The sequence below is a fragment of the Achromobacter xylosoxidans genome, from assembly GCF_014490035.1.
In the GTDB taxonomy this organism is placed as follows: Bacteria; Pseudomonadota; Gammaproteobacteria; order Burkholderiales; family Burkholderiaceae_B; genus Achromobacter; species Achromobacter bronchisepticus_A.
In genome coordinates, this window is record NZ_CP061008.1 from 380,162 (window position 1) to 399,673 (window position 19,512).

General features: G+C 65.2%; 18 protein-coding genes. 16 read left to right on the plus strand and 2 right to left on the minus strand.

Annotation, left to right across the window (positions count from 1 at the left end; translation table 11 throughout):
* Position 1 precedes the first annotated feature (1 nt).
* The 3 genes from IAG39_RS01810 (at position 2) to IAG39_RS01820 (ending at position 3,862) form a co-directional block, all read left to right on the plus strand.
* Complete coding sequence (locus IAG39_RS01810) at positions 2-1,981, plus strand: nitric oxide reductase activation protein NorD (protein ID WP_223283426.1); 1,980 nt, start codon at positions 2-4, stop codon at positions 1,979-1,981.
* A 97-nt stretch (positions 1,982-2,078) separates the two neighbouring features.
* On the plus strand, positions 2,079-3,233 hold the full coding sequence (locus IAG39_RS01815) for a transporter substrate-binding domain-containing protein (protein WP_059377640.1): 1,155 nt from the start codon (positions 2,079-2,081) through the stop codon (positions 3,231-3,233).
* The gene (locus tag IAG39_RS01820) at positions 3,233-3,862 is read left to right on the plus strand and encodes an ANTAR domain-containing response regulator (RefSeq protein ID WP_054455204.1); all 630 of its coding nucleotides are present in this window, start codon (positions 3,233-3,235) and stop codon (positions 3,860-3,862) included. The genes IAG39_RS01815 and IAG39_RS01820 overlap by 1 nt, the downstream gene beginning before the upstream one ends.
* A gap of 16 nt (positions 3,863-3,878) precedes the next feature.
* Here the strand turns inward: IAG39_RS01820 and IAG39_RS01825 are convergent, their stop codons facing one another.
* On the minus strand, positions 3,879-4,640 hold the full coding sequence (locus IAG39_RS01825; RefSeq protein WP_118933384.1) for an aspartate/glutamate racemase family protein: 762 nt from the start codon (positions 4,638-4,640) through the stop codon (positions 3,879-3,881).
* A gap of 238 nt (positions 4,641-4,878) precedes the next feature.
* On the opposite strand from IAG39_RS01825, the gene IAG39_RS01830 reads away from it, so the two are divergent.
* Positions 4,879-5,760 carry a LysR substrate-binding domain-containing protein gene (locus IAG39_RS01830; protein WP_059377260.1) on the plus strand — a complete coding sequence of 294 codons (882 nt, stop codon included), beginning with the start codon at positions 4,879-4,881 and terminating at the stop codon, positions 5,758-5,760.
* A 479-nt stretch (positions 5,761-6,239) separates the two neighbouring features.
* Here IAG39_RS01830 and IAG39_RS01835 read toward each other — a convergent pair whose 3' ends face one another.
* Positions 6,240-8,018, minus strand: a complete 1,779-nt coding sequence (locus tag IAG39_RS01835) for a M61 family metallopeptidase (protein ID WP_410469169.1) — start codon at positions 8,016-8,018, stop codon at positions 6,240-6,242.
* Positions 8,019-8,049: 31 nt separating this feature from the next.
* Between IAG39_RS01835 and IAG39_RS01840 the strand changes: the two genes are divergently transcribed.
* The 12 genes from IAG39_RS01840 (at position 8,050) to IAG39_RS01895 (ending at position 19,499) form a co-directional block, all read left to right on the plus strand.
* The gene (locus IAG39_RS01840) at positions 8,050-8,826 is read left to right on the plus strand and encodes an enoyl-CoA hydratase (RefSeq protein ID WP_054455195.1); all 777 of its coding nucleotides are present in this window, start codon (positions 8,050-8,052) and stop codon (positions 8,824-8,826) included.
* Between the two features lie 256 nt (positions 8,827-9,082).
* Positions 9,083-10,633: a DUF1254 domain-containing protein gene (locus IAG39_RS01845; RefSeq protein ID WP_118933383.1), complete on the plus strand. Its 1,551-nt coding sequence runs from the start codon at positions 9,083-9,085 to the stop codon at positions 10,631-10,633.
* A gap of 435 nt (positions 10,634-11,068) precedes the next feature.
* Positions 11,069-11,485: an ATP synthase subunit I gene (locus IAG39_RS01850; RefSeq protein ID WP_347881390.1), complete on the plus strand. Its 417-nt coding sequence runs from the start codon at positions 11,069-11,071 to the stop codon at positions 11,483-11,485.
* Positions 11,486-11,567: 82 nt separating this feature from the next.
* Complete coding sequence (atpB, locus tag IAG39_RS01855) at positions 11,568-12,449, plus strand: F0F1 ATP synthase subunit A (protein WP_054455191.1); 882 nt, start codon at positions 11,568-11,570, stop codon at positions 12,447-12,449.
* A 118-nt stretch (positions 12,450-12,567) separates the two neighbouring features.
* Positions 12,568-12,810, plus strand: coding sequence for a F0F1 ATP synthase subunit C (gene atpE / locus IAG39_RS01860; RefSeq protein ID WP_003815363.1), 243 nt, complete (start codon positions 12,568-12,570; stop codon positions 12,808-12,810).
* A gap of 144 nt (positions 12,811-12,954) precedes the next feature.
* The gene (locus tag IAG39_RS01865; RefSeq protein WP_013391129.1) at positions 12,955-13,425 is read left to right on the plus strand and encodes a F0F1 ATP synthase subunit B; all 471 of its coding nucleotides are present in this window, start codon (positions 12,955-12,957) and stop codon (positions 13,423-13,425) included.
* Between the two features lie 12 nt (positions 13,426-13,437).
* Positions 13,438-13,977: a F0F1 ATP synthase subunit delta gene (locus IAG39_RS01870; RefSeq protein ID WP_059377271.1), complete on the plus strand. Its 540-nt coding sequence runs from the start codon at positions 13,438-13,440 to the stop codon at positions 13,975-13,977.
* 28 nt (positions 13,978-14,005) lie between these two features.
* Positions 14,006-15,547, plus strand: a complete 1,542-nt coding sequence (gene atpA, locus IAG39_RS01875) for a F0F1 ATP synthase subunit alpha (protein WP_054455187.1) — start codon at positions 14,006-14,008, stop codon at positions 15,545-15,547.
* Positions 15,548-15,645: 98 nt separating this feature from the next.
* A complete protein-coding gene (gene atpG / locus IAG39_RS01880; protein ID WP_054455186.1) occupies positions 15,646-16,551 on the plus strand; it encodes a F0F1 ATP synthase subunit gamma in 906 nt (301 codons plus the stop codon).
* 43 nt (positions 16,552-16,594) lie between these two features.
* Entirely contained in the window at positions 16,595-17,995 is a 1,401-nt protein-coding gene (atpD, locus tag IAG39_RS01885) for a F0F1 ATP synthase subunit beta (protein WP_059377274.1), read from the plus strand.
* A 9-nt stretch (positions 17,996-18,004) separates the two neighbouring features.
* A complete protein-coding gene (locus IAG39_RS01890; RefSeq protein WP_013391134.1) occupies positions 18,005-18,430 on the plus strand; it encodes a F0F1 ATP synthase subunit epsilon in 426 nt (141 codons plus the stop codon).
* Positions 18,431-18,686: 256 nt separating this feature from the next.
* Positions 18,687-19,499 carry a helix-turn-helix domain-containing protein gene (locus tag IAG39_RS01895; RefSeq protein ID WP_118933382.1) on the plus strand — a complete coding sequence of 271 codons (813 nt, stop codon included), beginning with the start codon at positions 18,687-18,689 and terminating at the stop codon, positions 19,497-19,499.
* Positions 19,500-19,512: the final 13 nt, after the last annotated feature.

The window sequence follows — 19,512 nt, forward strand, 5'->3', positions numbered from 1 at the left end:
CATGCGAGCCGTCCTGTCCGCGGGTGAAGGGGCCGGCGCTGGCGCACGCCTGGCCGGCACGCTGGACGACAAGCTGCGCCGGCTGGCCGCGCGCGGCGGCGAGGACCAGGCGGTTCAAGCGCGGCGCTGGATCGAAGCGCTGCACCGCGAAGACCCCGATTGCGCCGCCGCGGTGGCGGAGCGCTTCGACCAGTTGATGGCGAAGCTGACGGCCGGTGGGCTGGGGCGCTGGATGCTGGCCGGCCTGCGGCGCTACGAGCGCCAGCCCGGTCCGCTGCGCGCGTATTTCCAGCTGCGCGATGCCTATGCCCGCGAGGCCTTGAACAGCGAAGCGGGCGCGCAGGAGCTGGAAGCCGCGCAGGCGGGGCTGTCGTGGCTCTTGTGCGGCCTCGCTGGCAGGGCGATGGCGGTCGAGGCCTTGCGGCGTCCGACGCTGGACGGGCCGCCGTCGCGCCCCATCCTCGCGCCTTCGCATTTGCTGGTGCCGGATAGCTATACCGTGCTGGACGGCGCCGACCGCCGGGCGTTGTACCGCGCGGCCGTGGCGCATGCAGCGGCCCATCTGCGCTACTCGCCGGCCGCGCAGCCGGTACTGAGCCTCAAGCCCATGGGCGTCGCAGTGGTGTCGGCTATCGAGGATGCGCGGGTGGAGCGGCTGCTGGCGGCCGACTATCCCGGCGTGCGCCGCTGGTTCCGGCCCTTCGTGCCGCCGCCGCCCGATCCGGCGGACCTGGGATTCGCGGCGCTGATCCAGCGCATGAGCCGGCTATTGATGGATCCGTCGCTGCACGACGACAACCATTGGGTGAACAAGGCGCGGGCGCTGTTCGAGGCGCAGGCCGCCGACCTGCGCGACACGGCGGCCTTTCGCCGCCTGGCGTCGGTGCTGGCCAACGACCTGGGCCAGATGCGGGTGCGCTTCAACCCGCAGCAGTACGCCGTGCCCGTGCCCTATCGTGACGACAACGCCTATCTGTGGGACTACGGCGACGCGGCAGAGCCGCCGCCTGAGCTGACCCTGGGATCGCAGGGTGTGGCGCCCGAGCGGCGCGACGCCGCGCCGCAAGGCCAGGACGAGCCGGCGCCAGCCGCCGGCGAAACGGAGCTGGGACGCTACCGATATCCCGAATGGGACTACAAGCTGGGCCGCAGCCGGCCGGACTGGTGCACAGTGATCGAGAAGCTGCCGGGTTGGACCGGCACGCCGCCGCCCGCGCCCGCCGGGCCTGCACAGCGCCTGGCCCTGCCGCAGTCGCGCCGCCTGAGCCGCGCGCGCCGTTTGAGGCGCCAATGGGAGGGCGATGACATCGACCTGAACGCCGCGATCGAGGTCTTGATCGACCGGCGGCTGGACCTGGCCCCCGACGCCCGCTTCTTCATGCGGCCCGGCAGCCAGCCCTGCGCCAGCAGCACGCTGGTGCTGCTGGACCTGTCGGCGTCGGCCAACGACCTGGCGTCCGACGCAGGGGCGGCGGTGCTGGACCTGGAGAAGCGCGCGGCAATGCTGCTGGCGCAGGCCACCTCAGGCGACGGCGACCGGATTGCCGTGCACGGCTTTTGCTCGGACACGCGGGCGGCGGTGTACTACTACCGCCTGCTGGAGGCCGGCGCCCCGATCGCGGCCGCGTTGGGCCGCATAGGCGGGGCCCAGGCCCGTTATTCGACGCGCCTGGGCGCGGCGTTGCGGCATGCCGGCGCGCTGGCGCTGCAGGTGCCGGGAGAGCGGCGCGCCATCATCGTCGTGACCGACGGCGAACCCTCCGATATCGATGTGCACGACCCGCGCTATCTGGTGGACGATGCCCGCGAGGCGGTGCTGGAACTGCGCGGGCGAGGCGTCAGCGTGCATTGCGTCGCGTTGGACGCGCAGGCCGAACCGCAGCTGCGCGCGATGTTCGGCTTTCGCGGTTACCGGATCGTGACAAGCCCGGCGGCATTGCCGCAGGCGCTGATCCGCGCCTATGCCAGGACGGCGGCATGACCACCCCAGGAATCCACGTGTTGACGGCGGCTGCGGCTGTGCTGAAACTGATGAACTCGACAAAGGATGGATGTCCGCGCCAGCGGGCCTCCCGATCATGGCAAACAAAGATCCTATCCGCGTAGGCGTGTTGTTTTCCGAAACAGGTGCCACATCGACCATAGGCCGGTCCCAGCTGCATGGCACCTTGCTGGCCATCGACGAAATCAACGAGGCGGGCGGGGTGGATGGCCGCGAGATCGTGCCGGTGCGCTACGACCCGAGGTCCGACCCCGCCACCTACAGCGTGCTGGCCGAAAGACTCATCACGCAAGACCGCGTCAACGTCATATTCGGCTGCTACATGTCCAGCAGCCGCAAGGCGGTGCTGCCGGTGGTCGAGAAATGGAACCGCCTGCTGTTCTATCCGACGCTGTACGAAGGGTTCGAGTTTTCGAACAACATCATCTACACCGGCGCCGCGCCCAACCAGAACAGCGTGCAGCTGGCGGAATTCATGACCGCAAACTTCGGCGCGCGGGTCTACCTGATCGGTTCGGACTACATCTATCCCTACGAGTCCAACCGCATCATGGGCGAACTGGTGCTGCAGCGGCAGGACAGCGCCAAACTGGGCGAACGCTACGTGCCCTTGACCGCGACGGAGCGCGACTACCGGGAGATCCTGGACGACATCCGCAACAAGCGGCCGGACTTCATCTTCTCCACCGTGGTGGGCAATTCCACGGCCTGCCTGTACCGCGCCTATGCGGATGCGGGCTTCGATCCGAAGACCATGCCCATCGCCAGCCTGACAACCTCCGAAGCGGAGATCTCGCAGATGGAGCCCGAGGTGGCGGCCGGCCACTTCACTTCGGCGCCGTATTTCCAATCCATCGATTCCGATATCAACCGGCGCTGCCTGGAACGATTGCGGCGGCGCTTCGGCCATGACTGCGTGCCCAACCTCTGCTGGGAAGCGGCGTACTTCCAGATGCACATCTTCGCCAACGCCTTTCGCGACACCGGCACCGACGAGATCGCGCAGATCCTTCCGCGCGTGCTGCAAAGCGAATTCCAGGCGCCGCAGGGCCGCGTGCGCATCGACCCCACCAACCACCACACCTGCCTGTATCCGCGTGTCGGCAGGGTCAACGCCAAGGGCCAATTCACCATCGTGCGCGAGGCCACGCGGTCCGTGCATCCCGATCCGTACCTGGTCACCCATTCGCTGGGCGACTGGACGGCCACCCTGAGTTCGCTGGATATCTGATGGGCGATACCGCCAGCCGCCAGCGCGCGGAGCGCGCGACGCCATCCCTGCTCAAGGACCTGCGCACGCTGCGGATCGCCGTCTATCACCCCGACGATGCCGATGGCCGCCAATTGACGCAGCAGCTGCAACGGATCGGCTGCCAGGTGCAGACCTTCTGGCCTCCGGCGCCCACCTTGCCCGAAGGGCTGGATGCGGTGTTCCTGGCCGTGCGTCCGGACGTGATCGACCTGGGTTTCGAGTGGGCCAAGAGTGAAGACGCGCCCATGGTCATCGCCATCGTCACCTACGAGAATCCAACCATCGTCGAGGCGGTGTTGCGCATCGGCGCGAAAGCGGTGCTGCCTTCGCCCGTGCGCTCGTTCGGGCTGTTGTCGTCATTGGTGGTGGCGCGCCAGGTCTACGACGACATCAAGTCGCATGCCCGGCGCCTGCGCAAGCTGGAGGGAAAACTGCTGGGCGTGCGCCGCATCGCGGAAGCCAAGAGCATCCTCATGCGCACGCGCAACGTCACCGAGGACCAGGCCTACGACCTGATCCGCGAGCAGGCCATGAACAAGCGCGTCACCACCGAAGAGATCGCCGGCGCCATCGTCAACGCCAACGAAATCCTGTCGCTGGGCAAGTAGGACGCGCCGCGCAGCCTCAGTACTTGCCCGTCAGCAGTTCGCCCGCATTGGGCACGCGCGCTTCCAGGTCCAGCACCTTCAGCATCCGGTAGACGGTGGCCGCCGCCGCCGTCACCACCGGCAGACCCAGGCGGTCCTGCACCGGCTGGATCGACGCCAGGGACGGCATCTGTACGCAGGCGGACAGCACCACCGCGTCCACGCCGCGCGTGTTCAGGCGAGCCACATGGCTGGCCGGCGCCATCGGATCCTGCGCGCCAACCTTCAGATTGTCGGGAATCTCCAACGACAGGCTGTCCTGCACCTCGATGCCTTCGTTCTCGATGTAGTCCACCACCAGCTTGGTCAGCGGTTTCATGTAGGGCGTCAGGATCGCGACCTTGCGCGCGCCGATGGCATGCAGGCCTTCCACCAGCGCGCCCGCGCTGGAGATCACCGGCGCCGGCGCGCCGTTGTCCACCGTGGCCTGGTGCAGGCGTTCCTGCGAGACGCGGTGATAGCCCAGCCCCTGGCTCATGATCGCCACCAGGCAGGCATAGCCCAGCACGTCCACGCGCGCATCGGACAGCTCCTGCGCGCAACGGTCCGACTCCCGGTCCATCGACGCCAGTTCCGCCGCCGTCACCTGCTTCATGCGCATGCGGCTGGAATGGAAAGTGAAGCGCTCCGGCGCGATGGTCTCGCGCAGGCGCAGCATGGCCGGGATCTCCGTTTCCATGGTGGTGTTGGAACTGGGGACGATCTGGCCGATGCGCAGGGCGCGGGGGGATGTGGTCATGGCGATGCTCCTCGAAAGGCGTGAGAGGGCCGGCCCGCTGCGGCGCGCGGGAACTCGGCAGTGCGGAATGCGGATGTCAGCCGGTGGCGGTGCCTGCGGCGGCGAGCGCTGGTCTCATGGCAGGTCCCCGGATGTTTGTCGTGTGCTCTATCGGCAGGACTTATTCTGGTCGCCGGGAACGATATTTTCCAATATAGTTTTTATCTGGTTTGATATCTTTCCCAAATAACTGGCCGCCATGGAAATCCGCCAACTCCGTTATTTCGCCGTGCTGGCCGAAGAGCTGAACTTCACCCGGGCCGCGGCGCGCCTGCACATCTCGCAACCGCCGCTCAGCCTGCAGATCGCCCAGCTGGAGCGCGAACTCGAGGTCAAGCTGTTCGATCGCAACAACCGCCGTGTGACCCTGACCGAGGCCGGCGAAGCCTTCCTCAACGACGTGCGCGCGCTCCTCGCCAGCCTGAAGGACGCCACCGTCCGCGCCCGCGCCGTGGACCAGGGCCTGGCGGGCCGCATCGAGGTCGGCCTGTCCGGCTCGCACTTCATGGGCCCCGTGCCGGCGCTGATCGCCCGCTACAAGGCCTCCCATCCCCAGGTCTCGGTCCTGCTCAACGAAATGAACCCCGCCGCGCAGCTGGACGCGCTGCGCGGCCACCGCATCGACGTCAGCATCTCGCGCACCGCCGTCGACGACGAGGAATTGCAGTCCATGCCCCTATGGCCCGATCCCGTCGTGGCCGTGCTCCCCAAGGGCCACCCGCTGTCCGCCCGCAAGCGGCTGGCACTCGGCGACCTGGCCGGCGAAGCCTTCGTCATGCTGCGCCAGGACACCTCCGCCTTCGCCCGCACCCTGGCCGAAACCTGCGCCCGCGCCGGCCTGCCGCTGTCAGCCGCCCAAACCGTCGCCGAAGTCCCCGCCCAATTGGCACTGGTCGCCGCCGGCCTGGGCGTGGCCTTGGTGCCGCGTTCCGCCTGCCGCCACGCCACCGACCGCATTGCCGTTTGCACGTTGCCCGCCGACATCGCCCGCGCCATGGTCTATGCCGTCACCCGCCGGCAAGGCAGGAGACGCGCGCTGGATACGTTCTTGCAGACGGCGGCGCAAATGAAGGAAGAGTGACAACCGCAAGCGTTCATTCGACGCGCCGAGAGACCCGCCAAATTCAGAAGCAGCATCAACCAGCGCGCAGCGCCATCATCGATCGCAAGACACCGCATAAGCCCCAGAAGGCCGCCCGCGCGGCCGCCCTGGGGCGGACCCCGCAAGACACACCACCCATCCACCAGCCGTGGCCAAAACGCCAAGCACACCACCCGCCCCAGCGCTCGCCAAGATTCAAACAGCACAGCCTGGCGCGGCGGCCCGGCCGGTGGCGCGGGGCGTCGATAAGCCCAAGGGAATCCGAAGGAACCGCCGCAGGCGGTGACGAGGATGACGCAGGGGCAGTCCGGAGCGAACGCTTCGGACCGCAATCGTTGCCCCGCGCCACCGGCCGGGCCGCCGTGCCAGGCGTCTTAAGAACACAAAGACCGGCCCCAAAAACAAGGGACCGTCTCACAAAAAGACGGCCCCAAGAAAACCAAGCAAAGCAAAACAACTCAGCCCGTCAACACGCAATCCAAAGCCTCCGGCGCACCCAACCGCACCCGGAACGCTCTCAACTCATCCCGCCGGAATACATGCACGGTCACGCGATCCCCCGCCCGGTACTGCGCCAATAGCAGTTCCTGCCCCGCCGGCGCATCCACCCGCAAGCCGTCCACCGCCACCAGCACATCCCCCGCCGACAACCCGCCCTTGTGCCCCGCGCCGCCCTCCAGTACCGTCGCCAGCACCAGCGATTCCCCCTGCTTGCGCGTACGCACATCCAGCGAAGGAATGTTGGCCGCCGTCTTCCATTGCAGCTTGATGCCCTGCGGCTCCAGCAGCTCCGCCAATGGCACATCCGCCGTCCCATAGGCATGGCGCGCGATGAAGCGCCGTGTATCCACGCCCGTGGCTTCGAGGATCAGCGCCGGCAGCCCATCCTCCGGCAACCCTTGCGGCTTGCCCTGATAGAAATCACGCCCATAGCGGCTCCACAGCAGACGCATCACATCGTCCAGCGAGTGCGCACCGTCCGTTTCCCGGCGGATCAGCAGATCCAGTCCCAGCGCCACCAACGCACCCTTGGTGTAATAGCTGACCAGCGCATTCGGCGAATTTTCATCCTGCTTGTAATAACGCGTCCAGGCATCGAACGAACTCTCCGCCACCGACTGCTTCAACCGCCCTGGCGTACGCGCCACGCTGGTGATGGTCTTGGCCAGCAGCCGCAGATAGTCAGGTTGCGTGATCGCGCCCGAACGCAACAGCAGCAGATCGTCGTAATAGGACGTGAAGCCCTCGAACACCCACAGCAGGCGCGTCAGGTCGGGTTGCGAGAGATCGTAGGGAACAAAGGCGTCCGGCTTGATCCGCTTGACGTTCCAGGTATGGAAATACTCATGGCTCACCAGACCCAGAAAGCCGCGATAGCCTTCGCCCTGGCCCTGCTGGCCCATCACCGGCAGATCCTTGCGCGCCGTCATCAGCGCCGTGCTGGCGCGATGCTCCAGCCCGCCATAGCCGTCGCCCGTGACCATGGTCATGAACACGTAGCGGTCCGAGCTGTCCAGGAAAGGCGCGCGCTTGGTGCGCGGCTCGAAGAACGCAATCTGCGTTTCGCAGATCTTGCGCACGTCTTCCGTGATCCGTGCCAGGTCCAGGTTGGGCGTAACCCCGGTGAACACCAGTTCATGTTCGGCGCCATGCGCCGTGAAGCTCGATACCTGCGGCGTGCCCATTTCCACCGGATGATCGATCAGCGCGTCATAGTCCGGCGCCAAATACAGCCCGAAACCATGGCGGCGCGCGGCGCCCTTGTGGCCGCGCGCTTCCGGCAGGCTGGTGTAGACCTTCCAGCCCGGAATCGAGCGCGGCGGCGCCAGGTCCACCAGGCAGGGCAGGTGGTCCTGGCCATGCACCCGCAGGAACACGCTGGTGCCGTTGAAAAAGCCGTGGGTCTCGTCCAGGTGCGCGCCGCGCACCGACAGATCCCAGGCATAGACCTCGTACTCCACCCGCAGCGGACCATCGCAGGGCGCAGCCTGCCAGGTATGGTTGTCGATCTTTTCGACAGGCACGCGCCGCGCGCCCGAATGGGCCGTCAGCGATTCGATCTGGCGCGAGAAATCGCGGATCAGATAGCTGCCCGGAATCCAGGCCGGCAGCGACAGGCGCTGGCCGTCGGGGGAGGGCGCTGCGATGCTTAGGGTTATCCGGTAGCGGTGTCCGGCCGGATCATGGGGCGCGAGGCGGTAAAGTAGCGGCAAAGCGTAGTCTTTTTCCATGGCCATATCTTACTTTCATACTTATTCGGAGACATCAATGAGCGAGTCGTTTGTGCTGGTCGAAACCCGGGGCCGCGTCGGCCTGCTGACGCTGAACCGCCCCAAGGCCCTGAACGCCTTGAACGATCAACTGATGGATGAGCTCGGCGCGGCCCTGCTGGCGTTCGAAGCGGACGCCGATATCGGCGCCGTGGTCATCACCGGCAGCGAAAAGGCCTTCGCCGCCGGCGCCGACATCGGCGCCATGAAAGACTGGTCATACATGGACGTGTATGGCAGCGAATACATCACGCGCAACTGGGAAACGCTCAAGCGCATCCGCAAACCCGTGATCGCCGCCGTGGCCGGTTACGCCCTGGGCGGCGGCTGCGAACTGGCCATGATGTGCGACATCATCATCGCCGCCGACACCGCCAAGTTCGGCCAGCCCGAAATCAAGCTGGGCGTGATCCCGGGCGCCGGCGGCACCCAGCGCCTGCCGCGCGCGGTGGGCAAGGCCAAGGCCATGGACCTGGCGCTGACCGCCCGCATGATGGGCGCCGAAGAAGCGGAACGCGCCGGTCTGGTGTCGCGCGTGGTGCCGGCCGACAAGCTCATGGAAGAAGCCATGGACGCGGCCACCGTCATCGCCTCCATGTCCTTGCCGTCGGTCATGATGGCCAAGGAGTGCGTCAACCGCGCCTTCGAAGGCTCGCTCAACGAAGGCCTGCTGTTCGAGCGCCGCGTGTTCCATTCGCTGTTCGCCACGGAAGACCAGAAGGAAGGCATGGCCGCGTTCACCGAAAAGCGCAAACCGGATTTCAAACACCGTTAATCCTTGTTACGCCCGGGCGGCCAGCCCGGGTACGCCAGGATCCGCCCCGCGCGCCCTCCCAGGGCGCTTTTTTTTTGCATGCCTTCAAGCGCATGAGGGGCGTTGCGCCTTGAAACGGTTCGGCAGCACCTTGTTGCAGAGTTCGGCCCTATCCTGAAAAAGCGTCACCGCGAGGTGCCGCGCCAGAGAGGCTTGCCCGAACTGGCAAGTCCGGCGCGGCGGCTCGCTTGCAGAAAAAATCAATAAGGAGCCTTGCATGCGTACATTCATCGCTACCCGCCGCTGGTCCGCCGCGGTCCTTGCTGGCGCGCTCAGCGCCTGCTTCGTTACCGCCGCCCAGGCGCAATCGCCGCGCCCCTCGTTGCGCCTGGTGTCCGAGACGCCGTATCCGGCCGCCTCCGCGCCCGCGGCGCAGATGAGCGAGCAAGAGCTGCGCGACATCGCCATCGACGCCTATGTCTATGCCTATCCGATGGTGCTGATGGAATTGGCCCGGCGTAAGGCCACGGCCGTGCAGACGCCGCTGGACGGCAAGGCGCCGGTGAACCAGTTCGGGCACAAGGCCGCCTTCCCCGATCCGCGCGCGGGCGACGTGCCCTGGCCCAGCGCCGATGCGCTCTATTCGAGCCTGTGGTTCGACGTGTCGCGCGCCCCGCTGATCGTGAACCTGCCCGCGACCGGCGACCGCTATATGGTGTTGTCGGCGCTGGACATGTGGAGCGACGTATTCGCCTCGCGCGGCACGCGCACCAACGGTAGCGGCGCCCAGTCCTTCGCCATCGTCGGCCCTGGCTGGCAGGGCAGCGTGCCCCCCGGCATGGACGTGATCCACAGTCCTACGGCTACCGGCTGGCTGATCGGCTGGACCCAGGCGGGCGGTCCGCAGGACTATGCCGCCGTCAATCAGATCCAGGCCGGCATGACCGCCAGCCCGATGGCCGCGCCCGTCACCGCCAGGCCCGCAGCCAGCCGCGGTTCCGGCAGCGCCTATCCGCAGACCGGGGCCGGCGTGGGGTCGGCGCCGATCGGCAGCGACCTGCCGCCGCCCATGCCCGTGACCGTGCCCGACGGCACGCCGGCCGAACAGGCCGCCGGCATGGACGCGGCCTCGTTCTTCACGCTGTTCTTCGACGTGATGCGCAATAACCCGCCGCATGCCAACGACACGCCCATTCTGGATCGCATGCGCCGCATCGGTTTGGACAGCCGTCAGCCGTTCTCGTATGGTCGCCTGAGTCCCGCCGTGCAGCAGGCGCTGGCGCAGGCCCAGCCGCTGGCGGGCCGGCGCATCGCCGACGGCGTATCGCGCCTGGGTACGCCCATGAACGGCTGGAGCACCGTGCTGTCCGGCATCGGCACCTATGGCACCGACTACACGCGCCGCGCCGCCATCGCCTATGCGGGCCTGGGCGCGCCGACCCCGGAAGACGTGCTGTACCCGGTCACGGTGTCCGACTCCAAAGGCCGCGCGCTGAATTCCAATGAAGACTACGTGCTGCACTTCGACAAGGGCCAGCTGCCGCCGGTCAACGCCTACTGGTCGCTGCACGTCTACGACGACAAGCACGGTTTCGCCGACAATCCGGCCAACCGCTATGTGCTGCGCAGCACCGACGGCCTGAAGTACAACGCCGACGGTTCGCTGGACATCTACATCCAGCGCCGCGACCCCGGCGAGCGCAAGCGTTCGAACTGGATCGCCACGCCGGCCGCCGATGCGCCGTTCCTGCTCAGCATGCGTTTGTACGCGCCGCAGGATACGGCGCTGGACGGACTGTGGGCGCCGCCGCCGGTCAAGGAGGATTGATCCTGTTTTGATGGTATAAAGCGCGGCCTCCGTGACGGAGGCCGCGCTTCATTGAGCAGGGTTTGCTCAGCATGCTGCGAGGGGTGATTCGCGTCCCTAATTTCGGCCGATCCAGGCGTTGTTTGCGCCTTACAAACGGCCGAAAGTTCATTTGCTAGGGTAAAAAGAATCACGCTATACTCTGCGGGTTTGACGCTTGCGGGATAAGAACACGTAGCGGCTGACAAGTAGCGGGCACGGCGTTGATGAGCCTTTTGAAATCAACGACTTGGCGCCGGCTATGGGAGGCAGCTACGGGCAGCGAGACGCGCCGGTTCTGATAGGGGCAAAGAAGCAAAGCGAGGAAGTTTGATGCAACAGAACTCCATGCAGCATGAAGTGCGGCAGGGTCCGGTTGACGGTCAGGGTCAGCAGCAAGCAATGTTTGACCACGACATGGCGGATAAAGTTCTGGTTCTCAGTGACGCGGATCGCGCGGCGCTGAATGCTCAAGCCAGTCGCGGGCTCCTGTTGGCATTGGCAGCGCAAGGTGCCATGGGGCTCGCAGCAGCAGTAATTGCGGGGGTTGTCGGAGGGGCGGCGGCAGGTTGGTCGGCGCTGGCGGGGGCGGGAGCGTATTTCATTCCCAATGCGTTGTTCGCATTGCGCCTGGCTGTCAGCGTACGGGCCGGTAAGTCCAGTCCCTTTACCTTTCTCTCTGGTGAGTTGATCAAGTTGTTCGCAACGGCGCTGCTGTTGTGGCTGCTTTCGCGTGTGGCGCAGGATAGCCTCGTATGGCCTGCCGCGTTGCTCGGTCTGATACTCACATTGAAGGGCTATCTCCTGCTCTTGATGTTCCGCAAGTTGTCATAGCGCCGAGCAGGTTTGCGGCAAACGAAATCGTGGAATCGTCCGGTTCGCAAGGGCCGGGCACAGCAAATAGGGTAGGATTCAAATGGCTGCTGCCAGCGACGTGTCGCCTCAGTCCGCGTATATTCAGCACCACCTGGTGCATCTGAACAATACCGGTGAGAAACAGAGCGCTATCGCTCAGTTCGACATCATCAATTACGACTCGTTGTTCTGGTCCGGCCTGATGGGTCTGATCGTCATTTTCTTCCTGTGGCGCGCTGCGCGCCGCGCCACCAGTGGCGTGCCGGGCCGTTTCCAGGCCTTCGTGGAAATGATCGTCGACATGGTCGACGATCAGGCCAAGGGCATCGTCCACAACGCCAAGAGCCGTCTTTTCATCGCCCCGCTGGCACTGACCGTGTTCCTCTGGATCATCCTGATGAACGCGCTGGACTTGCTGCCCGTCGACCTGCTGCCCTCCATCTGGCGCCTGACCGGCCTGGGCGCCGAGCACGGCGATCCGCTCTACTACCACCGCATTCTGCCGACCGCCGACCTGAACGTGCCGATGGGCATGTCGCTGGGCGTGCTGCTGCTGATGTTCTACTACGGCATCAAGATCAAGCACCCGGGCGGCTTCGTCAAAGAACTGTTCACCGCGCCGTTCCACGCGCATGGCATCGGCGCCATCGTGCTGGCCCCGTTCAACCTGCTGCTGAACCTGATCGAATACGCCGCCAAGTCCGTGTCGCTGGGCATGCGGTTGTTCGGCAACATGTTCGCCGGCGAACTGATTTTCATGCTGATCGCCCTGCTGGGCGGCGCCTGGACCGGCTTCAACGGCGCCAGCATCGGCTTGGGCATCGGCCACATCCTGGCCGGCTCCATCTGGGCGATCTTCCACATCCTGATCGTTCTGCTGCAGGCCTTCATCTTCATGATGCTGACGCTGGTGTATCTCGGCCAGGCTCACGAAGGCCACTGATCCCCCGAATTTCCCGTGCTGGCCACCCGGCCAGCACGGGATAGCAAGATTATCTTGCATTGAGCAGTACCCCTTATTTTTCAATTTTTGACTTCAGATTTCTAACCAAGGAGTTGTCATGACCAACGTCGCTTTCGTTGCCCTCGCTTGCGGTCTTATCATCGGTCTGGGCGCTATCGGCGCTTGCATCGGCATCGCACTGATGGGCGGCAAGTATCTGGAAGCCTCGGCTCGTCAGCCTGAACTGATGAACGCTCTGCAAACGAAGATGTTCCTGCTGGCTGGCCTGATCGACGCGGCATTCCTGATCGGCGTGGGTATCGCCATGCTGTTCGCCTTCGCCAACCCGTTCGTCGGCTAAGGCACCGCCCGCCGGCGAAAAGGCGGGTCATGACGCTGGCGGCGGTGCGGGTGCAAGCTCCGTCGCCGCCCAGCAAAGTATCGAGTGCTCCGTGACGCCCCTTTCCGGGTGCGGTCGGAGCCGCAAGGTGTTAAAGGAACGACCGTGAATCTGAACGCGACGATCATTTTCCAGATGCTCGTGTTCTTCGTTCTTGGCTGGTTCACGATGAAATTCGTGTGGCCTCCCCTGACGAAGGCGATGGACGAGCGCCGCCAGAAAATCGCCGACGGCCTGGCCGCCGCCGAGAAGGGCAAAGCCGATTTGGCTCAAGCCCAGGCGCGCGTCAGTCTGATCGAGGCTTCTGCCAAGTCCGAAAACCACGCCCGCATCATCGAGGCCGAGAAGCAAGCCGCCTCCCTGATCGAGCAGGCCCGCCGTGAAGCGGAAGCCGAACGCGCCCGCATCGTGGCGCAGGCTGCCCAGGATGCCGCGCAGGAAGTCCAGCGCGCCCGCGACCTGCTGCGCGACGACGTCGCTGCGCTGGCCGTCAAGGGTGCTGAACAGATCCTCAAGCGCGAGGTTGACGCCCGCGCACACGCCGAGCTGCTCAACCAGCTCCGCGCGCAGCTTTAATCCGGGACCGTCATGGCTGAACTTTCCACTGTTGCCCGGCCCTACGCTGAAGCGCTCTTCAGCGCGGCGCGCGACGACAAGGCCGGCTTGCCGGCCTGGTCCGATCTGGTCAGCGAACTGGCTCAGGTCGCCTCCAACCCCGACGTGCGCGAGGCCATGGCCGACCCGCGTCTGGGCGACAAGCAGCGCGTCGAGCTGTTCTCCGGCCTGGTAAAGGCCGAACTGCCTCAAGCCGCCCGCAATTTCATCGAGCTGCTGGTCGAAAACGACCGGCTGCTGCTGCTGCCCGACATCGCCGCGCAATTCGCGGTGCTCCGGAATCGTCACGACGGCACGGCGCAGGCGGAAATTACCAGCGCGTTCGAAATGAGCGATGCCCAGGTCAAAGAGCTGGTCAGCGCGCTCGAACAAAAATTCGGCCTCAAGCTCAAGCCCAGCGTCACCGTTGATCCGTCGCTGATCGGCGGCGTGCGCGTGGCCGTCGGTGACCAGGTGCTCGATACTTCCGTACAAGCCCAATTGGCCCGCATGCGCGATCAGCTCGCCGCTTAAGGCAACTAACAGGATTCCAGGAGTCAATATGCAACTCAATCCCTCCGAGATCAGCGAACTGCTCAAGAGCCGCATCGAGGGCCTGGGCGCTTCGGCTGATGTCCGTACTCAGGGCACCGTCGTGTCCGTGACCGACGGTATTACCCGCATCCACGGCTTGTCCGACGTGATGCAGGGCGAAATGCTCGAATTCCCCAACAACGTTTTCGGTCTGGCGCTCAACCTCGAGCGTGATTCCGTCGGCGCCGTTATTCTCGGCGACTACACCGGCGTTTCCGAAGGCGACCAGGTCAAGACGACCGGCCGCATTCTGGAAGTTCCGGTCGGTCCCGAACTGAAAGGCCGCGTGGTCAACACGCTGGGCGAGCCGATCGACGGCAAGGGCCCGGTCAACGCCAAGGCCACCGACATCATCGAAAAAGTGGCGCCTGGCGTTATCGCCCGCCGCTCGGTGTCGCAGCCGCTGCAAACCGGCATCAAGGCTATCGACTCGATGGTGCCGATCGGCCGCGGCCAGCGCGAACTGATCATTGGCGACCGCCAGACCGGCAAGACCGCCGTCGCTGTCGACACGATCATCAGCCAGAAGGGCAAGGGCGTCACCTGCGTGTACGTCGCTATCGGCCAGAAGGCTTCCACGATCAACAACGTGGTGCGCAAGCTGGAAGAGCACGGCGCGATGGAATACACCATCGTCGTGGCCGCTTCGGCCTCCGACTCGGCCGCCATGCAGTACCTGGCCGCCTACGCCGGCTGCACGATGGGCGAATACTTCCGCGACCGCGGCGAAGACGCCCTGATCGTTTATGACGACCTGACCAAGCAAGCCTGGGCCTATCGCCAAGTGTCGCTGCTGCTGCGTCGTCCGCCGGGCCGCGAAGCCTACCCGGGCGACGTGTTCTACCTGCACTCGCGCCTGCTGGAACGCGCTGCCCGCGTGAACGAAGAGTACGTCGAGAAGTTCACCAACGGCGCCGTCAAGGGCAAGACCGGCTCGCTGACCGCGCTGCCGATCATCGAAACCCAGGCAGGCGACGTGTCGGCCTTCGTTCCGACCAACGTGATCTCGATCACCGACGGCCAGATCTTCCTGGAAACCGACCTGTTCAACGCCGGTGTCCGCCCCGCAATCAACGCCGGTATCTCGGTGTCGCGTGTGGGTGGCGCTGCTCAGACCAAGGTCGTCAAGAAGCTGTCCGGCGGTATCCGTACCGACCTGGCGCAGTACCGTGAACTGGCCGCCTTCGCGCAGTTCGCTTCCGACCTGGACGACGCGACCCGTCGCCAGCTGGAACGCGGCAAGCGCGTGGTGGAACTGCTCAAGCAGCCGCAATACCAGCCGCTGCAAGTGTGGGAACTGGCCGTCACGCTGTACACGGTCAACAACGGCTACCTGGATGAAGTGGACGTGGCCCAAGTGCTGTCGTTCGAGAAGTCGCTGAAGGATCAACTGAAGGCCAAGCATGCGGCCCTGATCCAGCGCATCGAAGACACCAAGGAACTGTCCAAGGATGACGAAGCCGAATTGGCCGCCGCCATCCAGGAATTCAAGAAGCACGGTGCTTTTTAAGAAAGTGATGGGTTAGGCGTCCGCGACGCCTCACCCATCCTTCCCGGATGGATGAGGCGCCAGCGGAACCCATCGGCCAGTCTTCACAGGAAAGCGCAATGCCCGGAATTAAGGAAATCCGAACCAAGATCAAGAGCGTGCAAAACACGCGCAAGATCACCAAGGCGATGGAAATGGTCGCCGCATCCAAGATGCGCAAGGCGCAGGAGCGGATGCGTGCTGGCCGTCCGTACGCCACCAAGGTGCGCGAGATTGCTGCGCACCTGATGCAGGCCAACCCCGAGTACAGCCACCCGTACCTGGTCGAACGCGAAGTCAAGGCGGTCGGCGTGATCATGGTCACGACCGACAAGGGCCTGTGCGGCGGCTTGAACACCAACATCACCCGCGTGACGTTGGGCAAGCTGAAAGAGTTCGAGAAGAACGGCATCGCCGTGCAAGCGACCGCTTTCGGCAACAAGGGCGTGGGCGTGCTGACGCGCATCGGCGCCAAACTGGTTTCCCAGGAAGTGCAACTGGGCGACAAGCCGCAACTCGACCGCCTGCTGGGCGCGATCAAGGTGCAGCTGGACGCCTACCTGGAAGGCCGCATCGACGCGCTGTACGTGGCTTCGACCCGCTTCGTCAACACGATGAAGCAGGAGCCGCTGTTCTTGCGCCTGCTGCCTCTGGCCAGCGGTTTGGATGATCCGTACCAGACGGGCGCTGATAGCCTGGCCAAGACCTCGGAAGTGAAGTCGGACTACAGCTGGGATTACATCTACGAACCCGACGCCCGTAGCGTGATCGACGACCTGCTGCAGCGTTACGTTGAAGGCCTGCTGTACCAAGCCGTGGCCGAGAACATGGCTTCGGAGCAGTCGGCCCGGATGGTCGCCATGAAGGCGGCGTCGGACAACGCCAAGAAGGTCATCGGCGATCTGCAACTGGTCTACAACAAGACCCGTCAGGCCGCGATCACCAAAGAAATTTCGGAAATCGTAGGGGGCGCTGCCGCCGTTTGAGGCAGGCAGCATCCCGTCACAAGCTATCAAGCAAGGAATCGACATGAGCAACGGAACCATCGTTCAGTGCATCGGCGCCGTGGTGGATATTCAGTTCCCCCGCGATCACATGCCCAAGATTTACGAAGCGCTCACCCTGGCCGACGAGGGTTCCTCGTTCGCCGAAAAGGGTCTGACGCTGGAAGTGCAGCAACAGCTGGGCGACGGCGTGGTGCGTACCATTGCGCTGGGCTCCAGCGACGGCCTGCGCCGCGGCATGAAGGTCACCGGCACGGGCGCCCCGATCTCGGTGCCCGTCGGCACCGGCACGCTCGGCCGCATCATGGACGTGCTGGGTCGTCCCATCGACGAAGCCGGCCCGATCCAGCACGACGAAAAGCGCGGTATTCACCAAGCGGCTCCCCGTTTCGACGAACTGTCGCCGTCGGTGGAACTGCTGGAAACCGGCATCAAGGTTATTGACCTGGTTTGCCCGTTCGCCAAGGGCGGCAAGGTCGGCCTGTTCGGCGGCGCCGGCGTGGGCAAGACCGTCAACATGATGGAACTGATCAACAACATCGCCAAGCAGCACAGCGGCTTGTCGGTGTTCGCCGGCGTGGGCGAGCGTACCCGCGAAGGCAACGACTTCTACCATGAAATGGAAGAGTCGAACGTTCTGGACAAGGTTGCGATGGTGTTCGGTCAGATGAACGAACCCCCGGGCAACCGTCTGCGCGTGGCGCTGACCGGCCTGACCATGGCCGAGAAGTTCCGCGACGAAGGCCGCGACATCCTGTTCTTCGTGGACAACATCTACCGCTACACCCTGGCCGGTACCGAAGTGTCGGCACTGCTGGGCCGTATGCCGTCGGCAGTGGGCTACCAGCCCACGCTGGCTGAAGAAATGGGCAAGCTGCAAGAGCGCATCACGTCGACCAAGACCGGCTCGATCACCTCGATCCAGGCCGTGTACGTCCCTGCGGACGACTTGACCGACCCGTCGCCTGCCACGACCTTCCAGCATTTGGACTCCACCGTCGTGCTGTCGCGTGACATCGCCGCCCTGGGTATCTACCCGGCCGTGGACCCGCTGGATTCGTCCAGCCGCCAGCTCGACCCGCAAGTCGTCGGCGAAGAGCACTACGCCGTTGCCCGTGGCGTGCAGCAAACGCTGCAGCGCTACAAGGAACTGCGCGACATCATCGCGATTCTGGGCATGGACGAACTGTCGCCGGAAGACAAGCAGGCCGTGGCCCGCGCCCGTAAGATCCAGCGCTTCCTGTCGCAGCCGTTCCACGTTGCAGAAGTGTTCACCGGTTCGCCCGGCAAGTACGTTCCGCTGGCCGAAACCATCCGTGGTTTCAAGATGATCGTGAACGGCGAGTGCGATGCGCTGCCGGAACAGGCCTTCTACATGGTCGGCTCGATCGACGAGGCCTTCGAGAAGGCCAAGAAACTGCAATAAGGAACCGATATGGCTACCCTGCATGTGGATGTCGTCAGCGCAGAGGAAGCGATCTTCTCCGGTGAGGCGAAGTTCGTGGTGCTGCCTGGCGAAGCGGGTGAACTGGGCATTCTGCCCGGCCACACCCCGCTGATTTCGCGCATACGCCCCGGGACGGTCAAGATCGTTCGTGCCGACCAAGGCGAGGAAAACATCTTCGTCGCCGGGGGCATTCTGGAAGTGCAGCCGGGCAGCGTGACGGTTCTGGCCGACACGGCTATCCGTGCCGCCGACCTGGACGAAGCCCGCGCCCTGGAAGCGCGCCAGAAGGCCGAACAGGCCCTGGCCAACGCCAAGGACAAGGCGGACATCGCCGTGGTCGAAGCGGAACTCGCCATGCTGGCTGCGCAAGCCATCGCGGCGCGCAAGCTGCGCCAAGGCGGCCGTTCGCACTAAGCGGCGAAGCTGTGCCCCGGGGTTCGCTCCGGAATCGAAAGAAGCGGCCTCCGGGCCGCTTTTTTCATGCTCGTGTTTTTCATGTCCACGTGAACGCCCGCCGCGCCGCCCTTTGTGCGAGCCGCAATGCGATCACTACGAATAGCTGCAAGGCGGTTGCAACAGTAGCCTTCAGTCTTCCTAGTCAAGCGTAGGGGGAAGCGTGCGAGAAGTCCTGGATTGCGGGGTACTGCTGGCGCCCGGCCACGATGGGCCGATGCGCGACCTGGTCGCGCTGCACCCGGCCAGGCAGACGCGTGTGCGGCTGCATCTGGTGTCGCTGAGTCCGGTGCGCTATGCGGCTCCCGGCGTGGCGGCACGCGATGCCGCATCCGGCGCGCAGAGCGATGCCCATGCGCAGGCCGAAGGCCAGGAAGCGGACGTGCAGGCGTTGGCGCGGCTGGCGGTGGCGCTCAGGCGCTACGACTGCTGCATCCTGCCGGTGGCGCCGCCATCGCTCTCCTGGACGCGGATGGCCCTGCAACAAGCGGGCAGCGCCTTGAGCACGCCGGTGCTGTTGCTGATCTCCGATGTGAAGGCGCCCGCCATCGAAGACCTGCTGAGCCTGGGCGCGTCGGATTTCATCATGCAGCCGGCCTGCCTGGAGAGCATGCGGGTGCGGCTCGGCCGCCTGGCCGGCGCGGCGCAAGGGCGAGGCTTGGCGCGGACGGATATCCGCGAGCCCGCGACGGCCTATCGCGAGGCGCAGCCCCAGTTGGGTACGGACGGGGTGTCGAGGCACGCTGTCCTGCGCTCGCGGGTGCCGGTGGATCAGGTCGAGCAAGCCTTGTCGGGCATGCGCAAGCAGCACCCGCGGCCTTCGCACGAATCCTTCCGGATCGCGAAGGCGCGAGTGGTGGACGGCTTCGAGCGCGACTATATCCGGCATGCGTTGTCGCGCCATGGCGGCAACGTGGCGCAGGCGGCGCGGGCGTGCTGCAAGCATCGGCGGGCGTTCTGGGCCCTGATGCGCAAGCACGGCATCGAGGCGGCGCCGTACCGGCAGGCCGCGCAGGAGCGGGGAGCCTGAAACGACGGGGCGG

What these genes read in the sequence shown, in the direction of transcription:
- IAG39_RS01850 (WP_347881390.1), top strand. Translation starts at nt 11,069, where the DNA reads ATGGCGGATAAAGTTCTGGTTCTCAGTGACGCGGATCGCGCGGCGCTG.
- IAG39_RS01870 (WP_059377271.1), top strand. Translation starts at nt 13,438, where the DNA reads ATGGCTGAACTTTCCACTGTTGCCCGGCCCTACGCTGAAGCGCTCTTC.
- IAG39_RS01890 (WP_013391134.1), top strand. Translation starts at nt 18,005, where the DNA reads ATGGCTACCCTGCATGTGGATGTCGTCAGCGCAGAGGAAGCGATCTTC.
- IAG39_RS01820 (WP_054455204.1), top strand. Translation starts at nt 3,233, where the DNA reads ATGGGCGATACCGCCAGCCGCCAGCGCGCGGAGCGCGCGACGCCATCC.
- IAG39_RS01815 (WP_059377640.1), top strand. Translation starts at nt 2,079, where the DNA reads ATGGCAAACAAAGATCCTATCCGCGTAGGCGTGTTGTTTTCCGAAACA.
- atpE (WP_003815363.1), top strand. Translation starts at nt 12,568, where the DNA reads ATGACCAACGTCGCTTTCGTTGCCCTCGCTTGCGGTCTTATCATCGGT.
- atpB (WP_054455191.1), top strand. Translation starts at nt 11,568, where the DNA reads ATGGCTGCTGCCAGCGACGTGTCGCCTCAGTCCGCGTATATTCAGCAC.
- IAG39_RS01810 (WP_223283426.1), top strand. Translation starts at nt 2, where the DNA reads ATGCGAGCCGTCCTGTCCGCGGGTGAAGGGGCCGGCGCTGGCGCACGC.
- IAG39_RS01845 (WP_118933383.1), top strand. Translation starts at nt 9,083, where the DNA reads ATGCGTACATTCATCGCTACCCGCCGCTGGTCCGCCGCGGTCCTTGCT.
- atpG (WP_054455186.1), top strand. Translation starts at nt 15,646, where the DNA reads ATGCCCGGAATTAAGGAAATCCGAACCAAGATCAAGAGCGTGCAAAAC.
- IAG39_RS01840 (WP_054455195.1), top strand. Translation starts at nt 8,050, where the DNA reads ATGAGCGAGTCGTTTGTGCTGGTCGAAACCCGGGGCCGCGTCGGCCTG.
- IAG39_RS01830 (WP_059377260.1), top strand. Translation starts at nt 4,879, where the DNA reads ATGGAAATCCGCCAACTCCGTTATTTCGCCGTGCTGGCCGAAGAGCTG.
- IAG39_RS01825 (WP_118933384.1), bottom strand. Translation starts at nt 4,640, where the DNA reads ATGACCACATCCCCCCGCGCCCTGCGCATCGGCCAGATCGTCCCCAGT.
- IAG39_RS01895 (WP_118933382.1), top strand. Translation starts at nt 18,687, where the DNA reads ATGCGCGACCTGGTCGCGCTGCACCCGGCCAGGCAGACGCGTGTGCGG.
- atpD (WP_059377274.1), top strand. Translation starts at nt 16,595, where the DNA reads ATGAGCAACGGAACCATCGTTCAGTGCATCGGCGCCGTGGTGGATATT.
- IAG39_RS01835 (WP_410469169.1), bottom strand. Translation starts at nt 8,018, where the DNA reads ATGGCCATGGAAAAAGACTACGCTTTGCCGCTACTTTACCGCCTCGCG.
- atpA (WP_054455187.1), top strand. Translation starts at nt 14,006, where the DNA reads ATGCAACTCAATCCCTCCGAGATCAGCGAACTGCTCAAGAGCCGCATC.